Origin of the sequence: Zhihengliuella sp. ISTPL4 (assembly GCF_002848265.1) — a bacterium.
Lineage (GTDB): Bacteria > Actinomycetota > Actinomycetes > Actinomycetales > Microbacteriaceae > Microbacterium.
The window spans coordinates 1,033,318-1,054,295 of record NZ_CP025422.1 but is presented as its reverse complement, the minus strand read 5'-3'; the positions used below and the strand labels follow the sequence as shown (position 1 = coordinate 1,054,295).

At 69.6% G+C, this 20,978-nt stretch carries 18 protein-coding genes; 16 read left to right on the top strand and 2 right to left on the bottom strand.

The annotated features are described in order from the left end of the window. Position 1 precedes the first annotated feature (1 nt). Together CYL12_RS05115 and CYL12_RS05110 are read left to right on the top strand one after the other, a co-directional pair. Entirely contained in the window at positions 2-670 is a 669-nt protein-coding gene (locus CYL12_RS05115; protein WP_199399189.1) for a CoA transferase subunit B, read from the top strand. Further along, positions 663-1,847: an acetyl-CoA C-acetyltransferase gene (locus tag CYL12_RS05110; protein WP_101846099.1), complete on the top strand. Its 1,185-nt coding sequence runs from the start codon at positions 663-665 to the stop codon at positions 1,845-1,847. Before CYL12_RS05115 ends, CYL12_RS05110 begins: the two co-directional genes overlap by 8 nt. 21 nt (positions 1,848-1,868) lie before the next feature. On the opposite strand, the gene CYL12_RS05105 is transcribed toward CYL12_RS05110, so the two are convergent. Further along, complete coding sequence (locus CYL12_RS05105) at positions 1,869-2,168, bottom strand: hypothetical protein (protein ID WP_025103262.1); 300 nt, start codon at positions 2,166-2,168, stop codon at positions 1,869-1,871. Between the two features lie 207 nt (positions 2,169-2,375). Here CYL12_RS05105 and CYL12_RS05100 point away from each other — a divergent pair, with 207 nt between their 5' ends. The 8 genes from CYL12_RS05100 to CYL12_RS05065 all read left to right on the top strand — a co-directional run bounded on the left by CYL12_RS05100 (position 2,376) and on the right by CYL12_RS05065 (position 12,508). Then, entirely contained in the window at positions 2,376-3,632 is a 1,257-nt protein-coding gene (locus CYL12_RS05100) for an MFS transporter (RefSeq protein ID WP_101846097.1), read from the top strand. A gap of 64 nt (positions 3,633-3,696) precedes the next feature. After that, entirely contained in the window at positions 3,697-5,103 is a 1,407-nt protein-coding gene (locus CYL12_RS05095) for an alpha,alpha-trehalose-phosphate synthase (UDP-forming) (protein WP_101846095.1), read from the top strand. Between the two features lie 39 nt (positions 5,104-5,142). Further along, a complete protein-coding gene (gene otsB, locus CYL12_RS05090) occupies positions 5,143-5,940 on the top strand; it encodes a trehalose-phosphatase (RefSeq protein ID WP_101846093.1) in 798 nt (265 codons plus the stop codon). 9 nt (positions 5,941-5,949) lie between these two features. Next, the gene (gene ilvD, locus CYL12_RS05085) at positions 5,950-7,668 is read left to right on the top strand and encodes a dihydroxy-acid dehydratase (protein WP_101846091.1); all 1,719 of its coding nucleotides are present in this window, start codon (positions 5,950-5,952) and stop codon (positions 7,666-7,668) included. Between the two features lie 71 nt (positions 7,669-7,739). Next, positions 7,740-9,539 carry an acetolactate synthase large subunit gene (locus CYL12_RS05080; RefSeq protein WP_101846089.1) on the top strand — a complete coding sequence of 600 codons (1,800 nt, stop codon included), beginning with the start codon at positions 7,740-7,742 and terminating at the stop codon, positions 9,537-9,539. A gap of 3 nt (positions 9,540-9,542) precedes the next feature. Further along, positions 9,543-10,052: an acetolactate synthase small subunit gene (gene ilvN, locus CYL12_RS05075; RefSeq protein WP_101846087.1), complete on the top strand. Its 510-nt coding sequence runs from the start codon at positions 9,543-9,545 to the stop codon at positions 10,050-10,052. 59 nt (positions 10,053-10,111) lie between these two features. Beyond that, a complete protein-coding gene (gene ilvC / locus CYL12_RS05070; RefSeq protein WP_025103269.1) occupies positions 10,112-11,140 on the top strand; it encodes a ketol-acid reductoisomerase in 1,029 nt (342 codons plus the stop codon). Positions 11,141-11,242: 102 nt separating this feature from the next. Further along, complete coding sequence (locus CYL12_RS05065) at positions 11,243-12,508, top strand: alpha-L-fucosidase (protein WP_101846085.1); 1,266 nt, start codon at positions 11,243-11,245, stop codon at positions 12,506-12,508. A gap of 18 nt (positions 12,509-12,526) precedes the next feature. Here CYL12_RS05065 and CYL12_RS05060 read toward each other — a convergent pair whose 3' ends face one another. Further along, complete coding sequence (locus CYL12_RS05060; protein WP_101846083.1) at positions 12,527-13,678, bottom strand: ROK family transcriptional regulator; 1,152 nt, start codon at positions 13,676-13,678, stop codon at positions 12,527-12,529. A gap of 199 nt (positions 13,679-13,877) precedes the next feature. On the opposite strand from CYL12_RS05060, the gene CYL12_RS05055 reads away from it, so the two are divergent. The 6 genes from CYL12_RS05055 to CYL12_RS05030 all read left to right on the top strand — a co-directional run bounded on the left by CYL12_RS05055 (position 13,878) and on the right by CYL12_RS05030 (position 20,920). Further along, positions 13,878-15,137: an ABC transporter substrate-binding protein gene (locus tag CYL12_RS05055; protein ID WP_101846081.1), complete on the top strand. Its 1,260-nt coding sequence runs from the start codon at positions 13,878-13,880 to the stop codon at positions 15,135-15,137. Between the two features lie 43 nt (positions 15,138-15,180). After that, positions 15,181-16,086: a carbohydrate ABC transporter permease gene (locus tag CYL12_RS05050; RefSeq protein ID WP_025103273.1), complete on the top strand. Its 906-nt coding sequence runs from the start codon at positions 15,181-15,183 to the stop codon at positions 16,084-16,086. Beyond that, positions 16,076-16,990, top strand: coding sequence for a carbohydrate ABC transporter permease (locus tag CYL12_RS05045; protein ID WP_101846078.1), 915 nt, complete (start codon positions 16,076-16,078; stop codon positions 16,988-16,990). Before CYL12_RS05050 ends, CYL12_RS05045 begins: the two co-directional genes overlap by 11 nt. Then, entirely contained in the window at positions 16,987-17,961 is a 975-nt protein-coding gene (locus tag CYL12_RS05040; RefSeq protein WP_101846076.1) for an ROK family protein, read from the top strand. The genes CYL12_RS05045 and CYL12_RS05040 overlap by 4 nt, the downstream gene beginning before the upstream one ends. Positions 17,962-18,026: 65 nt before the next feature. Next, positions 18,027-19,574: a M81 family metallopeptidase gene (locus tag CYL12_RS05035; RefSeq protein WP_286120514.1), complete on the top strand. Its 1,548-nt coding sequence runs from the start codon at positions 18,027-18,029 to the stop codon at positions 19,572-19,574. Continuing rightward, complete coding sequence (locus CYL12_RS05030) at positions 19,571-20,920, top strand: alpha-L-fucosidase (protein WP_101846072.1); 1,350 nt, start codon at positions 19,571-19,573, stop codon at positions 20,918-20,920. Before CYL12_RS05035 ends, CYL12_RS05030 begins: the two co-directional genes overlap by 4 nt. The last annotated feature ends 58 nt before the right edge of the window (positions 20,921-20,978 follow it).

Sequence of the window (20,978 nt, the reverse complement as noted above, 5' to 3'; positions counted from 1 at the left end):
CATGGCGCTCACGAGAGACCAGATGGCCGCGCGCGCGGCGGCCGAGCTGCCGGACGGCGCGTATGTGAACCTCGGCATCGGCCTGCCCACGCTCGTGCCGAACCACGTCCCGTCCGACGTGACCGTGGTGCTGCAGTCGGAGAACGGCATCCTCGGAGTCGGGCCCTACCCGCGGGAGGCCGAGGTCGACCCGGATCTCATCAACGCGGGGAAGGAGACGGTGACCACGCTCCCCGGTGCGGCGTTCTTCGACTCCGCCCTCAGCTTCGGCATGATCCGCGGCGGGAAGATCGATGCCGCCATCCTCGGGGCGATGCAGGTCTCCGCCTCCGGGGACCTCGCGAACTGGATGATCCCGGGCAAGATGGTCAAGGGCCCCGGGGGCGCCATGGACCTCGTGCACGGCGCCGGACGGGTGATCGTGCTGATGGAGCACGTCGCCAAGGACGGCTCGGCGAAGATCGTCGACGCCTGCACGCTGCCGTTGACCGGACGCGGCGTCGTGGACCGGATCATCACGGACCTCGCGGTGATCGACGTGACGCCGGATGGGCTCGTCCTGGTCGAGCTCGCGCCCGACGTGTCGGTGGAGCAGGTGCGGCAGGCCACGGAGCCGCCTCTCCGTCTCGCCCCGGAACTGGACAACGGAAGGACCGAGATCAATGAGTGAGAACGATGTCGTCATCGTCGCCGCGGCGCGCACCCCGCAGGGGCGGCTGAAAGGACAGCTCGCCGCCTTCACCGCGCCGCAGCTCGGATCGTTCGCGATCCGCGGTGCCCTGGAGCAGGGCGGGGTGGACCCGGCAGACGTCGATGCGGTCATCGTCGGGCAGGTGCTCGCCGCGGGGTCGGGACAGAACGCCGCCCGTCAGGCCGCCATCGGCGCGGGAATCGGCTGGGACGTCCCCGCCCACTCCGTGAACAAGGTGTGCCTGTCCGGGCTCACGGCCGTGATCGACGCGGCGCGCATGATCCGGACCGGGGACGCCGAGGTCGTCGTCGCCGCCGGCATGGAGTCGATGACCCGCGCACCGCACCTGCTCATGGGATCGCGCGATGGTTGGACCTACGGCACCGTCGAGGTCCTCGACCACATGGCCTACGACGGGCTGACGGACGCCTACGACCGGGAGAGCATGGGCGCGTCCACGGAGCGGCATAACGCGCGCTACGAACTCACCCGGGAGGCCCAGGACCAGGTCGCCGCGCTCTCGCATCAGCGGGCCGCCGCCGCGCAGGAGAGCGGTGTGCTCGACGCAGAGATCGTCGCCGTCGAGGTGCCGCAGCGCCGGGGCGAACCCGTGCGGGTGACCCGAGACGAGGGGGTGCGCCCCGAGACCACGGTGGAGACCCTCGCGGGACTGCGATCCGCCTTCGCCGAGGGCGGCTCGATCACGGCGGGCAACTCGTCCCAGATCTCGGACGGCGCCTCCGCCGTCGTCGTCACGACGCGCGGGACGGCCGAGGCCAAGGGCTGGCCGGTGCTCGTGACCGTCGGGGCGAGCGGCCAGACCGCCGGCCCGGACAACTCGCTCCAGGCGCAGCCGGCGCGGGCGATCGAACAGGCGTGCCGCAAGCAGGGGATCACGCCGCAGGATCTCGACCTCGTGGAGATCAACGAAGCGTTCGGGGCCGTGGTCGCCCGCTCGCAGTCCGAGCTCGGACTGGACGGCGAGATCGTCAACGTGCACGGCGGCGGCATCGCGATCGGCCATCCGATCGGCGCCTCCGGTAACCGCCTCGTCGTGCATGTCGCGCACGAACTCGCCCGCCGGGGTGGCGGCACTGCGGCGGTCGGCCTGTGCGGCGGCGGCGGTCAGGGCGAGGCGCTCATCCTCACCCGCTGACGCCGGAGGCGCGGGGGTGCGTCAGGACCGCTTGTCCTGGGCGTGCCCCTGCGCGTCGGCGAGCGCCTTCTGCGAACGGAACTGCAGGCGCTGCGCCTTCTTGGACTTCTTCACCGATTGCGGCGAGTCCGCGTCCACCGGCACGCCGTGACGTTCGCGGCGCATGTCGACGACCGCGCCGACGGCGAGTGCCATCGTGATGCCCCAGCTCACCCACGACAGGAGCGAGCGCCAAGTGATGGGTTCGTTGCGGGTGCCGCGCAGCAGCGAGATCCCAGCCGAGATCGCGGCGACGAGTCCGGTGCTGAAGAGGTAGCGCATGCCCCTACGGTACCCGCAGCCGGCGTGGGCGGACCGGAGCCTTGACAAGGCGGGGGAGCGGCTGGCAAGGCGTCCGCCCAGATGCACCGGATATCATGAGACGGTCGCGGTTCGCCCGCGGCCGCAGAAACCGTGTATCTACCGGCCGTCGGCGTCTCCGACGGACAGCGGCGGCACCCGACATCGCGTCATCGACGCGCGAGAGCCATGACACGCGCCAGCACCACTTCCGATCTCGCCGAGCCGACCCTCTTCCGCCTCGCCGGCCTGCCCTACTTCCTCATCGCGTTCATCGCGCGCCTGCCGTTCGCCATGATGGTGGTCGGCGTCCTCACCGTCGTCGTGTCGGCGCGAGAGTCCCTGTCCCTCGGCGGTCTCACGTCGGCTGCGGTCGGTCTGGGCACCGCGTGCTTCGGACCGCTCCTGGGCGCCGCCGCCGACCGCTTCGGTCAGCGCAGGGTCCTCCTCGCGCTCGCCGTGGGTAACGCGGTGATGCTGCTTCTCTTCACCGCGGTGGTCTACGGTCCGGCCGCCGACGGCTTTGTGCTCCTCGCGGCGATCGGCATCGGTGCGACGGCCCCGCAGGTGGCGCCGCTGTCGCGCTCCCGCCTGGTGACGATCATCGGCGAGCGGATGCCGGCGGAACGCCGAGCCCGCACCGTCTCCGGCACGATGGCGTACGAGTCGGCCGCCGACGAGACCGTCTTCGTCTTCGGTCCGTTCCTCGTGGGCGTGCTCGCCTCGGCGCTCACGCCGTGGGCCCCGCTGGTCGGGGCGGCCGCACTGACCCTGGTGTTCGTCGGCGCCTTCGCCCTGCACCCGAGCGGACGGCACGTCTCGCAGGACCGCACCGATGACGGCCGGGCGCCGTCCGCCGTGTCCGAGCTGTTCCGACCGCAGCTCCTGATCGTGGTCCTCGGGATCCTCGGGGTCGGCATCTTCTTCGGCACGATGCTCACCTCTCTCACGTCCTTCATGGCCGATCTCGGCGCTCCCGAGCAGGCGGGCCTGCTGTACGGCGTGATGGGCGTCGGCTCCGCACTGCTGGCCCTGGGAGTCGCCTGGCTTCCTGCCCGGTTCACGCTGAGGGCGCGGTGGCTCGTCTTCTCGGGGATCCTGCTCGCGGGCTCGCTGCTGCTCGGCATCGTCGACGCGCCGGCGGGGATGATGCTCGCCCTGGCCATCATGGGCATCGGCATCGGTCCGACCCTCGTCACGCAGTACAGCTTCGGCGCCGCCCGGAGCCCCCGAGGGCGGTCGGCGACCGTGATGACGATGCTCGGCTCCGGCGTGGTCGTCGGCCAATCGCTCGGCGCCGCGGTGGCGGGGGAGATCGCGGAGAACTTCGGCACTTCCGCCGCGCTCGTCCTCCCGATGATCGCCGCAGGGATCGCTTTCGCCGCGGGCCTCGGCAACTGGGCACTCAGCGGTGTGCACCGTACGGCAACGGCTGTCAAGGCCTGAGCACGGACCCGCGGGACGCGCGCATCCTCGATAGGTTGGAAGTTCCTGACCGAGGAGTGCCCCTGTGACTGCTGCTGATTTCGTCGTCGTCGCCAACCGTCTCCCGGTGGACCGGGTCGTGGGTCCTGACGGCGAGGAGACCTGGCGGACGTCGCCCGGGGGCCTCGTCGCCGCGCTCGAACCGATGATGCGCCGCGTCCACGGCGCCTGGGTCGGTTGGCCGGGTCAGCCGGATGTCGAGCTCGAGCCCTTCGAGGCCGACGGCATCGACCTGATCCCGGTGACGCTGAGCTCCGACGAAGTCGCGGACTATTACGAGGGCTTCGCCAATGACACGATCTGGCCGCTCTACCACGACGTCATCGCTCCACCCCAGTACCACCGCGAGTGGTGGGACGCGTACGTGCGGGTGAACCGGCGGTTCGCCGAGGCTGCAGCTGCGGCGGCCGCCCAGGACGGCACCGTCTGGGTGCACGACTACCAGCTCCAGCTCGTCCCGCAGATGGTCCGCGAGCTGCGTCCCGACGTCACGATCGGTTATTTCCACCACATCCCGTTCCCGGCCCACGGCCTGTACGCGCAGCTGCCGTGGCGCGACCAGGTGCTCCGCGGACTCCTCGGCGCGGATGTCATCGGCTTCCAGCGGGCGCAGGACGCGACGTACTTCCTCACCGCGGTCCGGCGCCGGCTGCGGTACGAGGTGAAGGGGTCCAGCATCACGATCCCTGATCAGGGCGGAACGCGGACGGCCGTGGCCAAGGCCTTCCCGATCTCGATCGACACCGCGCCATACCTCGAACTCGCCGCCAGGGAGGACATCCGGGCGCGCGCGGCCGAGATCCGTGCGAGCCTCGGCAACCCGAAGCGCATCCTCCTCGGCGTCGACCGGCTGGACTACACCAAGGGGATCGGACACCGGATCAAGGCGTATGGCGAACTCCTGGAGGACGGACGCCTCGACGTCGACGACGTCACGCTCATCCAGGTGGCGAGCCCGAGCCGGGAGCGCGTGGACGCCTATGCGCACCTCCGCGACGAGATCGAGCTCGCGGTGGCCCGCATCAACGGCGACCACGACACCGTCGGCCACTCCGCCATCCGCTACCTGCACCAGGGCTACCCGCGCGAGGAGATGGTCGCGCTGTATCTCGCCGCCGATGTCATGCTCGTGACGGCGCTGCGCGACGGCATGAACCTCGTCGCGAAGGAGTACATCGCCACGCGGACGGACAACAGGGGCGTCCTCGTCCTCAGCGAGTTCACCGGCGCGGCGGACGAGCTCCGGCAGGCGGTGCGCGTGAACCCCCACGACATCGCCGGGCTCAAGGACGCGATCATGGAAGCGGTCGAGATGTCGCCCGCGGAACAGGCCCGTCGCATGCGCTCGCTCCGGCGCCGGGTGCTGGACAACGACGTGAACGCCTGGTCGTCGTCCTTCCTCGAGGCCCTCGCGAACGTCCGCGGCCGCTGAGCCGCATCCTGCACATCCCTTTCCCCGATCGGAGACACCGTGACGCGCCCCTGGATCCCCGGAACCGCCGACGCCGACCTCACCGCCCTCGCGACGACCCCGCGCCTCGTCGTCGCCCTCGACTTCGACGGCACCGCGTCCCCGCTGGTGGTGGACCCCATGGCGGCGAGAGCGCTGCCCGAGGTGGCCGTGCAGATGAACCGCCTCGCCGGGATGCCCGACACCGTGGTGGCCTACGTCTCCGGGCGCAGCATGCACGACCTGAGGAAGATCACCGAGCACACCGACGACTCCGTGCTCGTCCTCGCCGGCTCGCACGGCGCGCAGTACTGGTTCCCCGGTGAGGGTGCCGCCGATGCGCCGGGCGATGCCACCGAATCCGGCGCCCGCGAGGAGCTGTGGGCGGCGGCGCAGCCGATCATCGACCGCTACGACGGTGCGGAGCTGGAGCCGAAGACGTTCGGAATGGGCGTGCACACGCGGCGCGCGGATCGCGAGACCGAGGAGAAGGTCTTCGCCGAGATCGATGCGCTCGTCGCGGAGCGCTTCCCGCACTGGCGGCGGCGCGCCGGCCACCGGGTCCTGGAGTTCTCGTCGCGGAACGAGGGCAAGGACGCCGCGATGATCGCCCTGCGGGAGCGCTTCGACGCGACGGGCATCCTCTTCGCCGGCGACGACGTGACCGACGAGGATGCGATGCGTGTGCTGCAGGAGGGCGACCTCGGTGTGCGCGTCGGGCCGGGGGAGAGTGCGGCGACCCTCCGTGTGGACTCTCCACAACAGATCGCCGCGCTTCTGGAGACGCTCGCGAACGAGAGGGCCGTCGCGCAGGAATAGACTCTCGTCATGTCCTCGCATGATCCCTCCACCAGCGCGCCCATCGACATCAAGCCCCGCAGTCGCGTCGTCACCGACGGCATCGAGGCCACGACCTCTCGCGGCATGCTCCGCGCGGTCGGGATGGGGGACGCCGACTGGGACAAGCCGCAGATCGGCATCGCGTCCAGCTGGAACGAGATCACCCCCTGCAACCTGAGCCTCGACCGGTTGGCGCAGGGGGCGAAGGAGGGCGTGCACTCCGGCGGTGGCTACCCGCTGCAGTTCGGCACCATCTCCGTGTCGGACGGCATCTCGATGGGCCACGAGGGGATGCACTTCTCGCTCGTGTCGCGCGAGGTCATCGCCGACTCCGTCGAGACCGTGATGATGGCCGAGCGCCTCGACGGCTCCGTCCTGCTCGCGGGCTGCGACAAGTCGATCCCCGGCATGCTCATGGCCAGCGCGCGCCTCGACCTCTCCAGCGTCTTCCTCTACGCCGGGTCGATCGCGCCGGGCTGGGTCAAGCTCTCCGACGGCACCGAGAAGGACGTCACGATCATCGACTCGTTCGAGGCGGTCGGCGCCTGCCGCGCCGGTCTCATGAGCGAGGAGGACCTGAAGCGCATCGAGTGCGCCATCGCTCCCGGTGAGGGCGCGTGCGGCGGCATGTACACGGCCAACACGATGGCCTCCGTCGCCGAGGCGCTCGGGCTCAGCCTCCCGGGCTCGGCCGCGCCGCCCGCGGCCGACCGCCGCCGCGACTACTTCGCGCACCGGTCGGGCGAGGCGGTCGTCAACCTGCTCCGCCAGGGGATCACGACGCGCGACATCCTGACCAAGGAGGCGTTCGAGAATGCCATCGCCCTGGCCATGGCCCTCGGCGGCTCGACGAACGTCGTCCTCCACCTCCTCGCGATCGCGCGGGAGGCCGAGGTCGAGCTGAGCCTGCACGACTTCAACCGCATCGGCGACAAGGTCCCGCATGTGGCCGACATGAAGCCGTTCGGCAAGTACGTCATGAACGACGTCGACCGCCACGGCGGCATCCCCGTGATCATGAAGGCGATGCTCGACGAAGCGCTGCTGCACGGCGACGCGCTCACCGTCACCGGCAAGACGCTCGCCGAGAACCTCGCCGAGCTCGACCCGCAGCCGATCGACGGCGAGGTCATCCACACGTTCGACAACCCCATCCACGCCACCGGCGGACTGACGATCCTGCACGGGTCGCTCGCTCCGGAGGGGGCCGTTGTCAAGACCGCCGGCTTCGACGCGGCCGTCTTCGAGGGTCCCGCGCGGGTCTTCGAGCGCGAGCGCGCCGCCATGGACGCGGTCGCCGAGGGGACCATCGAGCCGGGGACGGTCATCGTCATCCGGTACGAGGGACCCAAGGGCGGACCGGGTATGCGCGAGATGCTCGCCATCACCGCGGCCATCAAGGGCGCGGGGCTCGGAAAAGATGTACTACTCTTGACGGACGGACGATTCTCAGGCGGCACAACCGGCCTGTGCATCGGCCACATAGCACCCGAAGCGGTGGACGCAGGTCCCATCGCCTTCGTGCGCGATGGTGATCTGATACGGGTCGATATCGCAGCTCGCTCTCTCGACCTACTCGTCGACGAGGCGGAGCTCGCCTCCCGCCGCTCTGGCTGGGAGCCGCTTCCCCCGCGCTACACCCGAGGCGTTCTTGCCAAGTACTCGCGCCTCGTGCGGTCCGCCGCCGAGGGAGCGACGACCGGCTGATCCATCGACCGGCTCAGGAGTCCGCTCGATCGGAACGCCGGTGTCCCGCACAGTTCATCAGAAGGAAAGTCATGACTGCTGACTCCGTCTCGGCCGTGCCGAGGCCGCCCGCCCGCCCATCCGCCCCGGAGATCACCGGCGCAGAGGCCGTCGTCCGCTCCCTCGAGCTGCTCGGCGTCACGGACGTCTTCGGTCTCCCCGGCGGGGCGATCCTCCCGGTCTACGACCCGCTGATGGATGCGTCGCAGCTGCGCCACATCCTCGTGCGGCATGAGCAGGGCGCAGGACACGCGGCGGAAGGCTACGCCACCGCCTCCGGGAAGGTCGGCGTGTGCATCGCGACCTCCGGCCCCGGAGCGACCAACCTCGTCACGGCGATCGCCGACGCCTACATGGACTCGGTGCCGCTGCTCGCGATCACCGGTCAGGTGTTCTCGACGCTCATGGGCACGGATGCGTTCCAGGAGGCTGACATCGTGGGGATCACGATGCCGATCACGAAGCACTCGTTCCTGGTGAAGGACGCCGCGGACATCCCCGGCGCCATCGCGGCGGCCTACGAGATCGCCGGCACCGGGCGTCCCGGTCCGGTGCTCGTGGACATCACCAAGGATGCGCAGCAGGCGACGGCACCGTTCGTGTGGCCGCCGAAGATCGACCTCCCCGGGTACCGACCGGTGACCAAGGCGCACGGCAAGCAGATCCAGGCGGCCGCCGCCCTCCTCGCGGAGGCGAAGAAGCCGGTGCTGTACGTGGGCGGAGGCGTCGTCCGCGGCCGGGCCGCGGCCGAGCTGCTCGAGCTCGCCGAGTCGACCGGCGCGCCCGTCGTGACGACGCTGATGGCGCGCGGCGCGTTCCCCGACTCGCACCCGCAGCACCTGGGCATGCCCGGCATGCACGGCACGGTTCCCGCCGTGCTCGCGCTGCAGGAGGCGGACCTTCTCGTCTCGCTCGGCGCCCGGTTCGACGACCGTGTCACCGGCAAGGCCGCCCTGTTCGCGCCGCACGCGAAGGTCGTGCACGTCGACATCGACCCGGCGGAGATCTCGAAGATCCGCACGGCCGACGTGCCGATCGTGGGTGACGTGCGCGACGTCCTGACCGACCTGGACGCGGCCTTCCGTGGTGTCATCGGCAGCGGCAAGCCCGACATCGAGGAGTGGTGGTCGTATCTCGACGGCCTGCGGAACGAGTTCCCGCTCGGGTATGCGCCGACGACCGACGGTCTGCTCGCCCCGCAGTACGTGATCCAGCGGATCGGCGAGCTCACCGGTCCGGAGGGCATCTTCGCCTCCGGTGTGGGGCAGCACCAGATGTGGGCCGCGCAGTTCATCAAGTACGAGCGTCCGAACGCCTGGCTGAACTCCGGCGGCGCGGGCACGATGGGGTACTCGGTGCCGGCGGCCATGGGAGCGAAGGTCGCCGAGCCGGAGCGCCAGGTCTGGGCGATCGACGGCGACGGCTGCTTCCAGATGACCAATCAGGAGCTCGCCACCTGCGCGATCAACAACATCCCGATCAAGGTCGCGATCATCAACAACTCGTCGCTGGGCATGGTCCGGCAGTGGCAGACGCTGTTCTACGACGGCCGCCACTCCAACACCGACCTGAACACCGGGCACGGCACGATCCGCATCCCCGACTTCGTGAAGCTCGCGGAGGCGTACGGCTGCCTCGCGATCCGCGTGGAGAAGGAGGAGGAGGTCGACGCCGCCATCCAGCTCGCGCTGGAGACGAACGACCGCCCCGTGGTGATCGACTTCGTCGTGAGCGCCGACTCCATGGTGTGGCCGATGGTGCCGCAGGGGGTCAGCAACAGCTATGTCCAGTACGCGCGCGACCACGCGCCCGCGTTCGACGAGGAGGACTGAGCCATGTCGACCCACGTCCTGAGCCTGCTGGTGGAGAACACCCCCGGCCTTCTGACCCGTGTCGCCGGCCTGTTCGCGCGCCGCGGCTTCAACATCGACTCCCTCGCCGTCGGCGTGACCGAGGTGCCGGGGATCTCCCGCATCACGGTCGTCGTCGACGTGGAGGAGCTGCCGCTCGAGCAGGTGACCAAGCAGCTCAACAAGCTGATCAACGTCATCAAGATCGTCGAGCTCGACCCGGCGTCGTCCGTGCAGCGCGAGCACATGCTCGTGAAGGTGCGCACGGACAACGCCAGCCGTTCGAACGTGATCGAGGTCGTCAACCTCTTCCGCGCCTCAGTCGTCGACTACGCCGCTGACGCCCTCGTGATCGAGGTCACGGGTGACAGGGGCAAGGTCGAGGCCCTGCTGCGGGCGCTGGAGCCCTTCGGCATCAAGGAGATCGCCCAGTCCGGCCTCCTCGCGATCGGCCGCGGCGGCAAGAGCATCACCGAGCGCGTCCTGCGCGGCTGACCGTTCGACAGACTCAGGGACCGCGCGTTCCGCACAACCACAACCAAGGAGAGAAACCAGTGAGCACCGAGATCTTCTACGACGACGACGCCGACCTGTCCCTGATCCAGGGCAAGAAGGTCGCCATCGTCGGCTACGGCTCGCAGGGCCACGCCCACGCCCAGAACCTGCGCGACTCGGGCGTCGAGGTCGCGATCGCCCTCAAGGAGGGCTCGAAGTCCGCCGCGAAGGCCGAGGAGGCCGGCTTCCCCGTGAAGACCGTCGCCGAGGCGACCGAATGGGCCGACGTCATCATGATCCTCGCGCCGGACCAGCACCAGCGCACGATCTACAGCGAGTCGATCGCCCCGAACCTGACGGCGGGCAAGACGCTGGCCTTCGCGCACGGCTTCAACATCCGCTTCGGCTACATCGACGCTCCCGAGGGCGTCGACGTGATCCTCGTCGCGCCGAAGGCTCCGGGCCACACCGTGCGTCGCGAGTTCGTCGCCGGCCGTGGCATCCCGGACATCATCGCCGTCGAGCGGGACGCGTCCGGCCAGGCCTGGGACCTCGCGCTGTCGTACGCGAAGGCGATCGGCGGCACCCGCGCCGGCGTCATCAAGACGACCTTTACCGAGGAGACCGAGACCGACCTGTTCGGCGAGCAGGCCGTGCTCTGCGGTGGCATGAGCCACCTCGTGCAGGCCGGCTTCGAGACGCTCGTCGAGGCCGGTTACCAGCCGCAGATCGCCTACTTCGAGGTGCTGCACGAGCTCAAGCTCATCGTCGACCTCATGTGGGAGGGCGGCATCGCCAAGCAGCGCTGGTCGATCTCCGACACCGCCGAGTTCGGCGACTACGTCTCCGGCCCGCGCGTGATCGACGAGCGCGTCAAGGAGAGCATGAAGGGCGTCCTGTCCGACATCCAGTCCGGCGCGTTCGCGAAGCGCTTCATCGAGGACCAGGACAACGGGGCCGAGGAGTTCCTCGCTCTCCGCGCCAAGGAGGAGCAGCACCCCATCGAGGCGACCGGCAAGGAGCTGCGTTCGCTCTTCGCCTGGAAGCAGCAGGACGAGGACTACGTCGACGGCAGCGCCGCTCGCTGATTCGACTCGCGAACGAACGGGCGTCCCTTTCGGGGCGCCCGTTCGTCGTCTCCTGGCACCTTCTCCGTAACAGACATCCGATGTCTGTGCCAGGATGGACGCATGCGACAGGAATGGTTTGATGACGCCCGCTTCGGCATGTTCGTCCACTTCGGCCTCTACAGCGGAGCGGCGCGGCACGAATGGGTGCAGAACTACGAACGCCTCACCGATGAGGAGTACCGCCCCTACTTCGACAACTTCGATCCCGATCTCTTCGACGCTGCGGCTCTCGCGAAGACCGCCAAGGAGACAGGGATGGGCTACGTCGTGCTCACGACGAAGCACCACGACGGCTTCTGTCTCTGGGACTCGAAGCTGACCGATTTCACCTCCGTCGCGGCGGTCGGACGGGACCTCGTGCGCGAGTATGTCGACGCCCTCCGTGCCGAGGGGATCCGCGTCGGTCTCTACCACTCCGTCATCGACTGGCATCACCCGGACTTCACGGTGGACTGGAACCACCCCCGACGCGACGACGAGAACGCGCACGCCCTGAACGAGGGGCGCGACATGGCCCGCTACCGCGAGTACCTGCACGGGCAGGTCCGCGAGCTGCTCACCGAGTACGGCGACATCGACTACCTCTTCTTCGACTTCACCTATCCCGAGGCCAAGGACGGCTGGGCGGGGAAGGGGCCACAGGACTGGGACGCCGAGGCGCTGCTCGCGCTGTGCCGGGAGTTGCAGCCGGAGATGCTCGTCAACGACCGGCTCGGCATCCCCGCGGACTTCGTAACGCCCGAGCAGTACCAGCCGACGGCTCCCATCGTCCGCGATGGCGTACCCCTCGTGTGGGAGGCGTGCCAGACGCTCAACGGCTCCTGGGGTTATCACCGGGACAACACGGACCAGAAGTCGCCGATGCTGCTCGTGCAGATGCTCGTCGACTCGGTGTCCATGGGTGGCAACATGCTCCTGAACATCGGTCCGGACGGACGCGGGGCGATCGCGCCCCGGGACGCGAAGACCCTCGCCGAGATCGGAGAGTGGATGCGCCTCCACGAGCGCGCCGTGATCGGGGCCGGTCACGCGCCGTTCACGCCGCCTCGTGAGGGGGCGTACACGCTCCGCGGTGACCGGCTGTATCTCAGCCTGTTCAACTGGCCACTGGGCTACGTGCACCTGCCGGAGCTCGCCGGCAAGGTCTCCTACGCCCGGCTGCTGAACGACGGGTCCTGGCTGCGCACGAGCGTCAGCGACCCGCAGCAGCAGGCCGACCTGATGACTCCGGCGGGCGAGGCCGAGGGGACCCTCACGGTGCATCTCCCGGTGCGTCGGCCCGACGTGCTGATGCCGGTGATCGAGCTGCGCCTGACGGGGGAGTGAGGCGCCGGTGGCGGCGGCTCAGGCCGTCGCCACCGGGATCTCCATGCCCTCCAGCGCGAGGCGCGCGGCGCCGTGCAGGATCGCGTCCGCGCCGGTGGCCGCGGCCTCGATCCGCAGGCGCTGGGTCGCGAGCGGGTGGCAGGCCTCGTAGACCCGGCTGCGCACCGCGGCGATGAACGGCTCGGAGGCGCTCATGCTCCCGGTGAGGAAGAGGGCGTGCGGGTTGAAGAAGTTCACGACCCCGGAGAGTGCCTGACCGAGGTGCGTGCCCGCGGTGCGGACGAGCATCGTGGCGAGCGGATCCGCGTCCCGGGCCAGCGTCAGCACGTCGGCCGTGGTGCGGACGTCAGCGTTGCCGCGCTCGCGCATCTGGCGGACGAGGCTCGCGCCGCTGGCCACGGTCTCCAGGCACCCGGTGTTGCCGCAGGAGCAGGGGATGTCCCCGCTGCCGTCGATCCGCGTGTGCGTGATGTCGCCGGCCGCCGCGGTGGCGCCCCGGTGGATGTGTCCGTCCACGATGATCCCGCTGCCGATCGCGGTACCCGCCTTGACGGTGATGCTGTGCTGTGTGTGCCCGAGCTGGCGACGGTGCTCGCCGAGGGCGGCGAGGTTGGCGTCGTTGTCCACGACCACCGGGACGCCGTGTCGCCTCGCGAGGTGCGCGCCGACGCGGAATCCCGGCCATCCGGGCATCCGTGAGGGCTGGTCGACCGCGCCGGTCGCGACATCGACCGGCCCGGGCAGACTCACGCCGATCGCGTGGACCCGCGTCTCGGCGAGGAGGCGATCGAAGACCTCGGACACCCGGTCCAACGTCGCCTCCGGGCCGTCCGCGACGTCGATCGCGATGGTCTCCGAGCGGAGCAGGCCGCCGCTGAGGTCGTGTCGGCCGATGCGGGCATGACGCCCGCCGAGGTCAGCGGACAGCACGATGCCGTCGCCGGCGATCCGGAGGACCCGCGGACGTCTGCCGCCGCGGGAGGTGCCGGCGCCGGCTTCCTCCAGCACGCCCGCATCGAGGAGGGCCTGCACGCGCAGGCCGACCGTCGACGCAGCCACGCCGAGCGCGGAGGCGAGTTCGGAGCGGGAGCGGGCCTGCCCGCGCGCGACGAAGTCGAGGATGCGCCGTGTGTGCGGATCGTCGACGGGGGTGTCGGCGGGGTTCGTCATGGAGGCCCTTCGTCTCGGAGCATCGTCAGCGTAGCGGGGGAGCCGCGTGTTTCGGGGGAGTGACGAATTATCACCACCCTATAAACATCGGATGTTCAGCTTGCGGCACCTTGCGAACTATGACAGCGTAACTTCATACGAAATCCTAATTGGTTAGTTCGAGTGTCGAAATAACCTTTCCCTTCTCAGGAGGCATTCAATGAAGAAGTTGCGTGTGGGGGCTGTCGCCGCCGTCGCGGGTGTGGCCGTGGCGATGACCGGCTGTGCGAGCAGCGGGGGATCCGGTGGCTCGGCGGATGGCGACACGATCGTCGTCGACATGTGGGCCGGCAGCGAGTCGGACGTCGACGCGCTGGAGGCGCAGATCGAGTTCGCGCAGGAGCAGAACCCGGACATCAAGATCAAGCTGCAGACGTCGCCGTGGAGCGACTTCTTCACGAAGCTCACGACGAACATGGCCAGCGGCAACATGGCGTGCATCACCGGCATGAGCGGAGCGCAGCTCGGCGGCTACACGGCCGGCTTCCGTGAGCTCAGCGAGGACGACCTCAAGACCGCCGGCATCGACTGGTCGGAGTTCAACCCGAGCGCGGACGGCATCCTCAGCTTCGAGGGCAAGGTCTACGGCGTGCCGTTCGACGTCGCCACGATGCTCGTCTATTACAACCAGGACATGCTCACCGCTGCGGGCGCTGCCACCCCGGAGATCGGCTGGACGTTCGACGACTTCGCCACGATCGCGGCCGACGCCACGAAGGACGGCAAGTACGGCTTCGGTATGGGCATGGGCGGCTACCAGTGGATGTCGATGCCGATCGCCTACTCCGCCACGCAGCCCGCCTCCGAGGACGGCACCCTGCACATCGACGACGAGGCTTTCGTCGACGCGGCGTCCTGGTACGCCGGCCTGGTCACGGAGAAGAAGGTCGCGGCTCCGGTCGCGTCCGCGTCCGACACCGGCTGGGGCGAGAACCAGTACACGGGCGGCAACGCGGCGATGGCCGTCGACGGCACCTGGAACGCGGTCAGCTACCTCAACAACGAGTCCGGCTTCGCCGCCGGCATGGTGCCGCTGCCCGCGGGCGTGGACGGCAACCCCGGTCCCATCCTCGGCTCCGGCTACGGCATCGCCGAGAACTGCAAGAACCCGGAGGCCGCGCTGAAGGTGCTCGGGTCGCTCGTCGGCGAGGACGCGCAGGACTACATCGCCTCCTCCGGCCGCTCCTACCCGGCTCGCGTCTCCTCGCAGCCGCTGTACTTCGAGTCGATCGACGAGCAGTACCGCGACCAGGTCCAGTCGGTGTTCGAGGCCGCGTTCGGCGACACGGTGCCGCTGTACATGACCAAGAACTGGCAGAAGCTCGACAGCTACATCCAGCCCAACCTCGTCAGCGTCTACAACGGCCAGATGACGATGGAGGAGCTGCTGTCGAACGCCCAGGCGCAGTTCGGCGAGTGAGCCGGATCCGGCCCGCACAGCAGTAACAGAGAAAGACAACGAGATGACGATCACGACGAGACGTCGAGGATCGCTCGCCAAGGTCGAGGGCCGCCAGGCGCTGGGTTTCGCAAGCCCAGCCCTGGTGGGCCTCGCCCTGTTCACGATCGTGCCCGTGGGGCTGTCGATCGTGATGAGCGTCTTCGACTGGCCGACCTTCGGCGAACGCACCTTCAACGGGGTGGACAACTACGTCAAGCTGTTCACCAGCAGCCCGGATTTCTGGCCTGCGCTGCGCAACTCGGCGGTGTACACGCTGCTGTACGTGCCGTTGAGCGTCGCTCTCTCGCTCGTGCTCGCCCTCGGCCTCGGCCCCCGCATCCGCGGACGCGGTGCGCTGCGCGTCCTCTTCTTCATCCCCGTCGTGACCCCGATGGTCGCGAACGTGCTGGTGTGGAAGATGATGCTGCAGCCTCAGGGGCTCTTCAACGGCCTCTCGGTCACCTGGTTCGGCATCGAGCTGCCGAACTTCCTCGCCGACCCCAACTGGGCGATGATCATGGTCGTCGTCATGAGCGTCTGGCAGGGACTCGGCTACAACATGCTGATCTTCTCCGCCGCCCTCGAACAGCTCCCGGAGAGCGTCCTGGAAGCGGCCAGCATCGATGGCGCACAGGGCTTCCGGCGCGTGTGGAGCATCATCATCCCGATGATCTCGCCGTCGATCTTCTTCGCGACGATCATGACGATGATCACCTCGCTCCAGGTCTTCGTCCAGCCGCAGATGCTCACCGGCGGCGGACCGGGCAACGCCACCAAGCCGCTCGTGATGTACATCTGGGAGCAGGGCTTCACCTTCGGCGATCTCGGACTCGCCGCCGCCGCCGCGTGGATCCTCTTCGCGATCATCATCGCGATCACGGGCATCCAGTTCGCCGCACAGAAGAAGTGGGTGCACTATGAGCACTGAGACCCTCGTCCGGCCCACCGGCACCGCCCCGCGGCGTCAGCGCGAGCGGGAGCGCGCCCGCGGCGCGGCGACCACGCCGGGCGCCCGTGCCCGGCTGATCCTCGCGCACGTCACCATCTACGTCGCGGCGCTCATCTTCATCGCGCCGCTCGTCTATGCGTTCTTCTCGGCCCTCAAGCCGAACTCCGAGATGTTCTCGATGCCGCCGACGCTCGTCGGCAGCGAGATCCGCTGGAGCAACTTCGTCGACGTCTTCGCCTACGGACCGTTCCTGACGTACATCATGAACTCGTTCATCGTCGCGATCGGCGGCACCCTGGTCGTGCTCGTGGTGTCCACGACGGCCGGGTACGCGTTCGGGCGCCTGCGCTGGAAGGGCAGGGACGCGGTCTTCGTCCTCTTCCTCGCGACGCTGATGGTCCCCGCCGAGGTCCTCGTCATCCCCATGTTCCAGGTCATGCAGTGGTTCAACTGGGTCGACACCTACCAGGCGCTCATCCTGCCCTTCGCGTTCGGTGCCTTCGGGACGTTCCTCATGCGGCAGTTCTTCCGCGGCATCCCCTACGAGCTGGAGGAGGCGGCCCGTGTTGACGGCGCCGGCCCCATCCGCTCGTTCCTGCAGATCATCCTGCCGCTGTCGAAGTCGGCGGTCGCCGTCCTCGCGGTCTTCACGTTCCTGTCGTTCTGGAACAGCTACCTCTGGCCCCTCATCGTGACCGTCGACTACAACGCGCACGGCACGCTGCCGGTCGGCCTGGCGAGCTTCGCCGGTCTCACCGGAACGCGCTGGGACCTGCAGATGGCGGCCGCCATCATCTCGATGATCCCGACCACGCTGCTCGTGATCGTGCTGCAGAAGCACCTGGTCAAGGGCATCGCGATGGCCGGACTGGGCGGACGATGAGCGCGGTCGGGCAGCAGACGGACCATATTCGACGAACGATCACGGACCCCGGAGCCGACCTCGCGCTGGCGGGGGTGGACATCGGGGGCACGAAGATCGCCGCTCTCGTCGTGGACCTCTCCGGAGATGTCCTCGCACGGGGGAGCGTGGCGGCACCGGCGAGCGTCGGCGGCTCGGCGATGGCGGATGCTGCGGCCGACCTCGTCACGCGGCTGGCGGCGGAGGCCGGCGTCTCGGTCGCCGCGGTGGGGGTGGGCGCGGCGGGCGTCATCGACCACGAGAGCGGCACGATCCGCGCCGCGTCCGCCCTGTTCGCGGACTGGGCGGGCTTCCCGCTCGGCCCGGAGCTGGCGCAGCGCCTCGGCGTCCCGGTGCGCGTGGAGAACGACGTGAACGCCTTCCTCCTCGGTGAAGCCGCCGCGGCGGGTCCGCGCGTCCCCGACGTGCTCGGGGTGATGCTCGGCACGGGTGTCGGCGGCGCGCTGGTCATCGGCGGCGAGCTGCACCACGGCCCGCACGGCGCGGCCGGGGAGATCGGCCACACGCCCGGCTACAGCGACCTGGTATGCACCTGCGGGCAGACCGGGCATCTGGAGACTCTGGCCTCCGGGACGTCGATCGCCCGCCGTTACGAAGAGCGCTCCGGACGCTCGGTCAGTGATGCGAGGGACGTCGCGGAGGCTGCTCGGGCCGGTGACGCCGACGCCCGCGCGGTGTTCGACGCCGCCGGGCGTGCGCTCGCTCTCGCCTGCGCCAGTGCCGCGACGCTCCTCGACTTGCCGACCGCCATCGTCGGCGGCGGCGTCACGGCGGCCTGGGATCTCCTGGCGCCGTCGATCGAGCGGACGCTCGGTACCGATGCCCCGGTATCCGGCATCGCGCTGCGCATCATCCCGGCCGTCCTGGGCGCCGACGCCGTCGCGCTCGGCGCCATCGAGAGCGCCCGACGCGCTCTCGCCCCCGTTTCCTGACCACGACTGCGACCGCAGAGGAGAACAGCACCGTGACCGCACGCCCGGAAGCCCATGAGATCTGGATGGGTCCGCTGCCGCCGCTCGCCGAGGGCGGGATCGCGCGGCCGCGGATCGGCATCGGCGGCATCTCCATCGAGTCGAGCACCTTCTCCCCACACATCTCCGGGGACGAGGCCTTCACGATGCGGACCGGCGACGCCCTGCGCGCGTACTACCCGTTCCTGGATGCCGGGCGCGAGCTCGCCGAAGCCGCGGAGTGGGTACCACTCACCCACGGGCGGTCGCTGCCCGGCGGCGCCGTGGACCCGGACACCTACCGGCGGATGAAGGACGCGATCGTCGAGGGGATCCGCGCGGAGGGGCCGTTCGACGGCTTCTTCTTCGACATCCACGGGGCGATGAGCGTCGTCGGGATGGACGATGCCGAGGGCGATCTGGCTCTCGCGGTGCGGGAGGCGCTGGGCCCGGACACCCTCGTCTCCACGTCGATGGACCTGCACGGGAACGTCTCGGAGACCCTGCGCGATGCGGTGGATCTGCTCACCTGCTATCGGATGGCGCCGCACGAGGACTGGCTGAACACGAAGGAGCGGGCGGTGTGGAACCTGCTCGACCGTCTCCGCGGCCCGTACGGCAGCGACGTGCAGGCGCGGCGGCCCTTCACCGCCTGGGTGCCCGTGCCGGTGCTGCTGCCGGGGGAGAAGACGAGTACGCGGCTGGAGCCCGCGCGGAGCATCTACGCCGAGCTCCCCGAGATCGAGACGCTGCCGGGCGTCGTGGACGCGTCGGTGTGGATCGGCTACGCATGGGCCGACGAGCCGCGCTGCCAGGCGTACGTTGTGGTCACCGGGGATGACCGGGAGGTCATCGCCCGGGAGGCGGAGCGCGTGGCCCGGATGTTCTGGGAGGCGCGGGAGGACTTCGTCTTCGTCGCGAAGACCGGGACCCTTGACGAGGCGCTGGAGGAGGCCTTGGCACCCGGAGCCCCGCGTCCGTACGTGATCTCCGACTCCGGGGATAACCCGACGGCCGGGGGCGCGGGCGATGTGACCTGGACGCTCGCCCACCTGCTGCAGCGACCCGAGCTCACCGACGGCACGCACACGACGCTGGTCGCCTCGATCTTCGATCCGCGGGCCGTCGCCGAAGCCGTGGAGGCGGGCGTCGGTACGACGGTCACGCTGTCAGCCGGAGCTGCGGTCGATTCCGGTCCCCATGGACCGGTCGAGATCACCGGCACGGTGTTCTCCGTCACCGACGGCGACCCGGACGCCGGCACCCAGGTGGTGATCGCTGTCGGCGGGCTGCACGCCATCGTGACCGAGCGCCGCAAGCCCTTCCACCACCTCTCCGACTTCCGGATGCTGGGACTCGAGCCGACGACGGCCGACATCGTCGTCGTGAAGATCGGCTACCTGGAACCGGAACTGTACGAGCTCGCAGCGGGATGGACGCTGGCGCTCACCCCGGGCGGCGTGGACCAGGACCTGCTCCGGCTCGGTCACCATCGCCTGCGCCCCGGTGTGTTCCCGTTCGACACGACAGGCGACCCCGATCTGACCGCGGCGGTCGTGCGTCGCGGCGCCGACGAGGAGGACGCGGCATCATGATGAACTTCGAGAAGCGCACCGGCCCCGACTTCGGCGCGGCGCCCCCGGTGTATCCGTCGAACGGCGTGCCGGACTGGTACCGCGACGCCAAGCTCGGCTTCTTCGTGCACTGGGGCCTCTACTCCGTGCCGGCGTGGGCCGTGCAGCACGGTGAAGGCGTGAACATCCCCACCGAGGACGCCTACGCGTGGCACCAGTACGCGGAGTGGTACGGCAACACAGTGCGCATACCCGGGAGCCCGACGTGGGAGCGGCACCAGCGCATCTACGGTCCCGGGACCTCGTACGAAGACCTCGCCGACCAGTGGGACGCCGCCGCCTTCGACGCCGACGCCTTCGTCGGTGAGCTCGTGTCGGCGGGGGCGCGTTACGTCGTGCCCACGACCAAGCACCACGAGGGGTTCTGTCTGTGGGACACCGCCACGACGGGATTCAACGCCGTCGCGCGCGGCCCTCGTCGTGACCTCATCTCCGAGTTCCACGACGCCACGCGGCGGGCCGGAGCCAAGTTCGGCGTGTACTACTCCGGAGCGCTCGACTGGCACGTCAGCGACTTCCCGCCGATCGAGTCGGACACCGACCTGTTCCGGTTCCGTCGCAACGACGCGCACTTCTCCCGGTACGCCGCCGCGCAGCTCGAGGAGCTCGTGGAGCGGTTCGCGCCCGACGTGCTCTGGAACGACATCGAGTGGCCGGACGGCGGTAAGGGCACGGAGGACTACGCCGTGGCCGCACTGCTGCAGCGTTACTTCGACGCCGTCCCGGACGGTGTGGTCAACGACCGGTGGGGCGTGCCGTACCACGGCTTCCTCACCCGCGAATACACGGACATCCCGGAGATCATCCCCGAGCCGTGGGAGTCGACGCGCGGCCTCGGGTATTCGTTCGGCTTCAACCAGGCGGAGGACGAGCGGCACTCGCTCTCCGGCGCCGCCCTGGTCCGGCTCCTCGTCGACGTCGTCGCGAAGAACGGCAACCTGCTCATCAACGTCGGACCCACGGCGGATGGCTCGATCCCGGCGCTGCAGCGGACCGCGATGCAGGAGCTCGGCGGCTGGCTGGCCGAGAACGGCAGGGCGATCTACGGCACCCGGCCCTGGACGCGCATGGGGGAGCGGATCGGAGCCCCTCGCCGCTACACGACGTCGACCGGCGCAGTGCATGTGCACGCCCTCGACCCGGCGACCGGTGAGATCGAGCTGCCGACCGAGCTCGCGGGCGCCGCACTCTCCTGGGCGGACGGGACCCGGGCGGCCGTATCAAGGGAGGGCGGACCCGCCCGCGTCGTCATCCCTGCCGGTCTCCGCGAGGCTCCGGTCGCCGTGCTCACCGCGCACGGCGCCTGACGCGCAGCGACGCCAGAAGGGCCCCGCCGGTGTTCCGGCGGGGCCCTCTCCGTGCCGG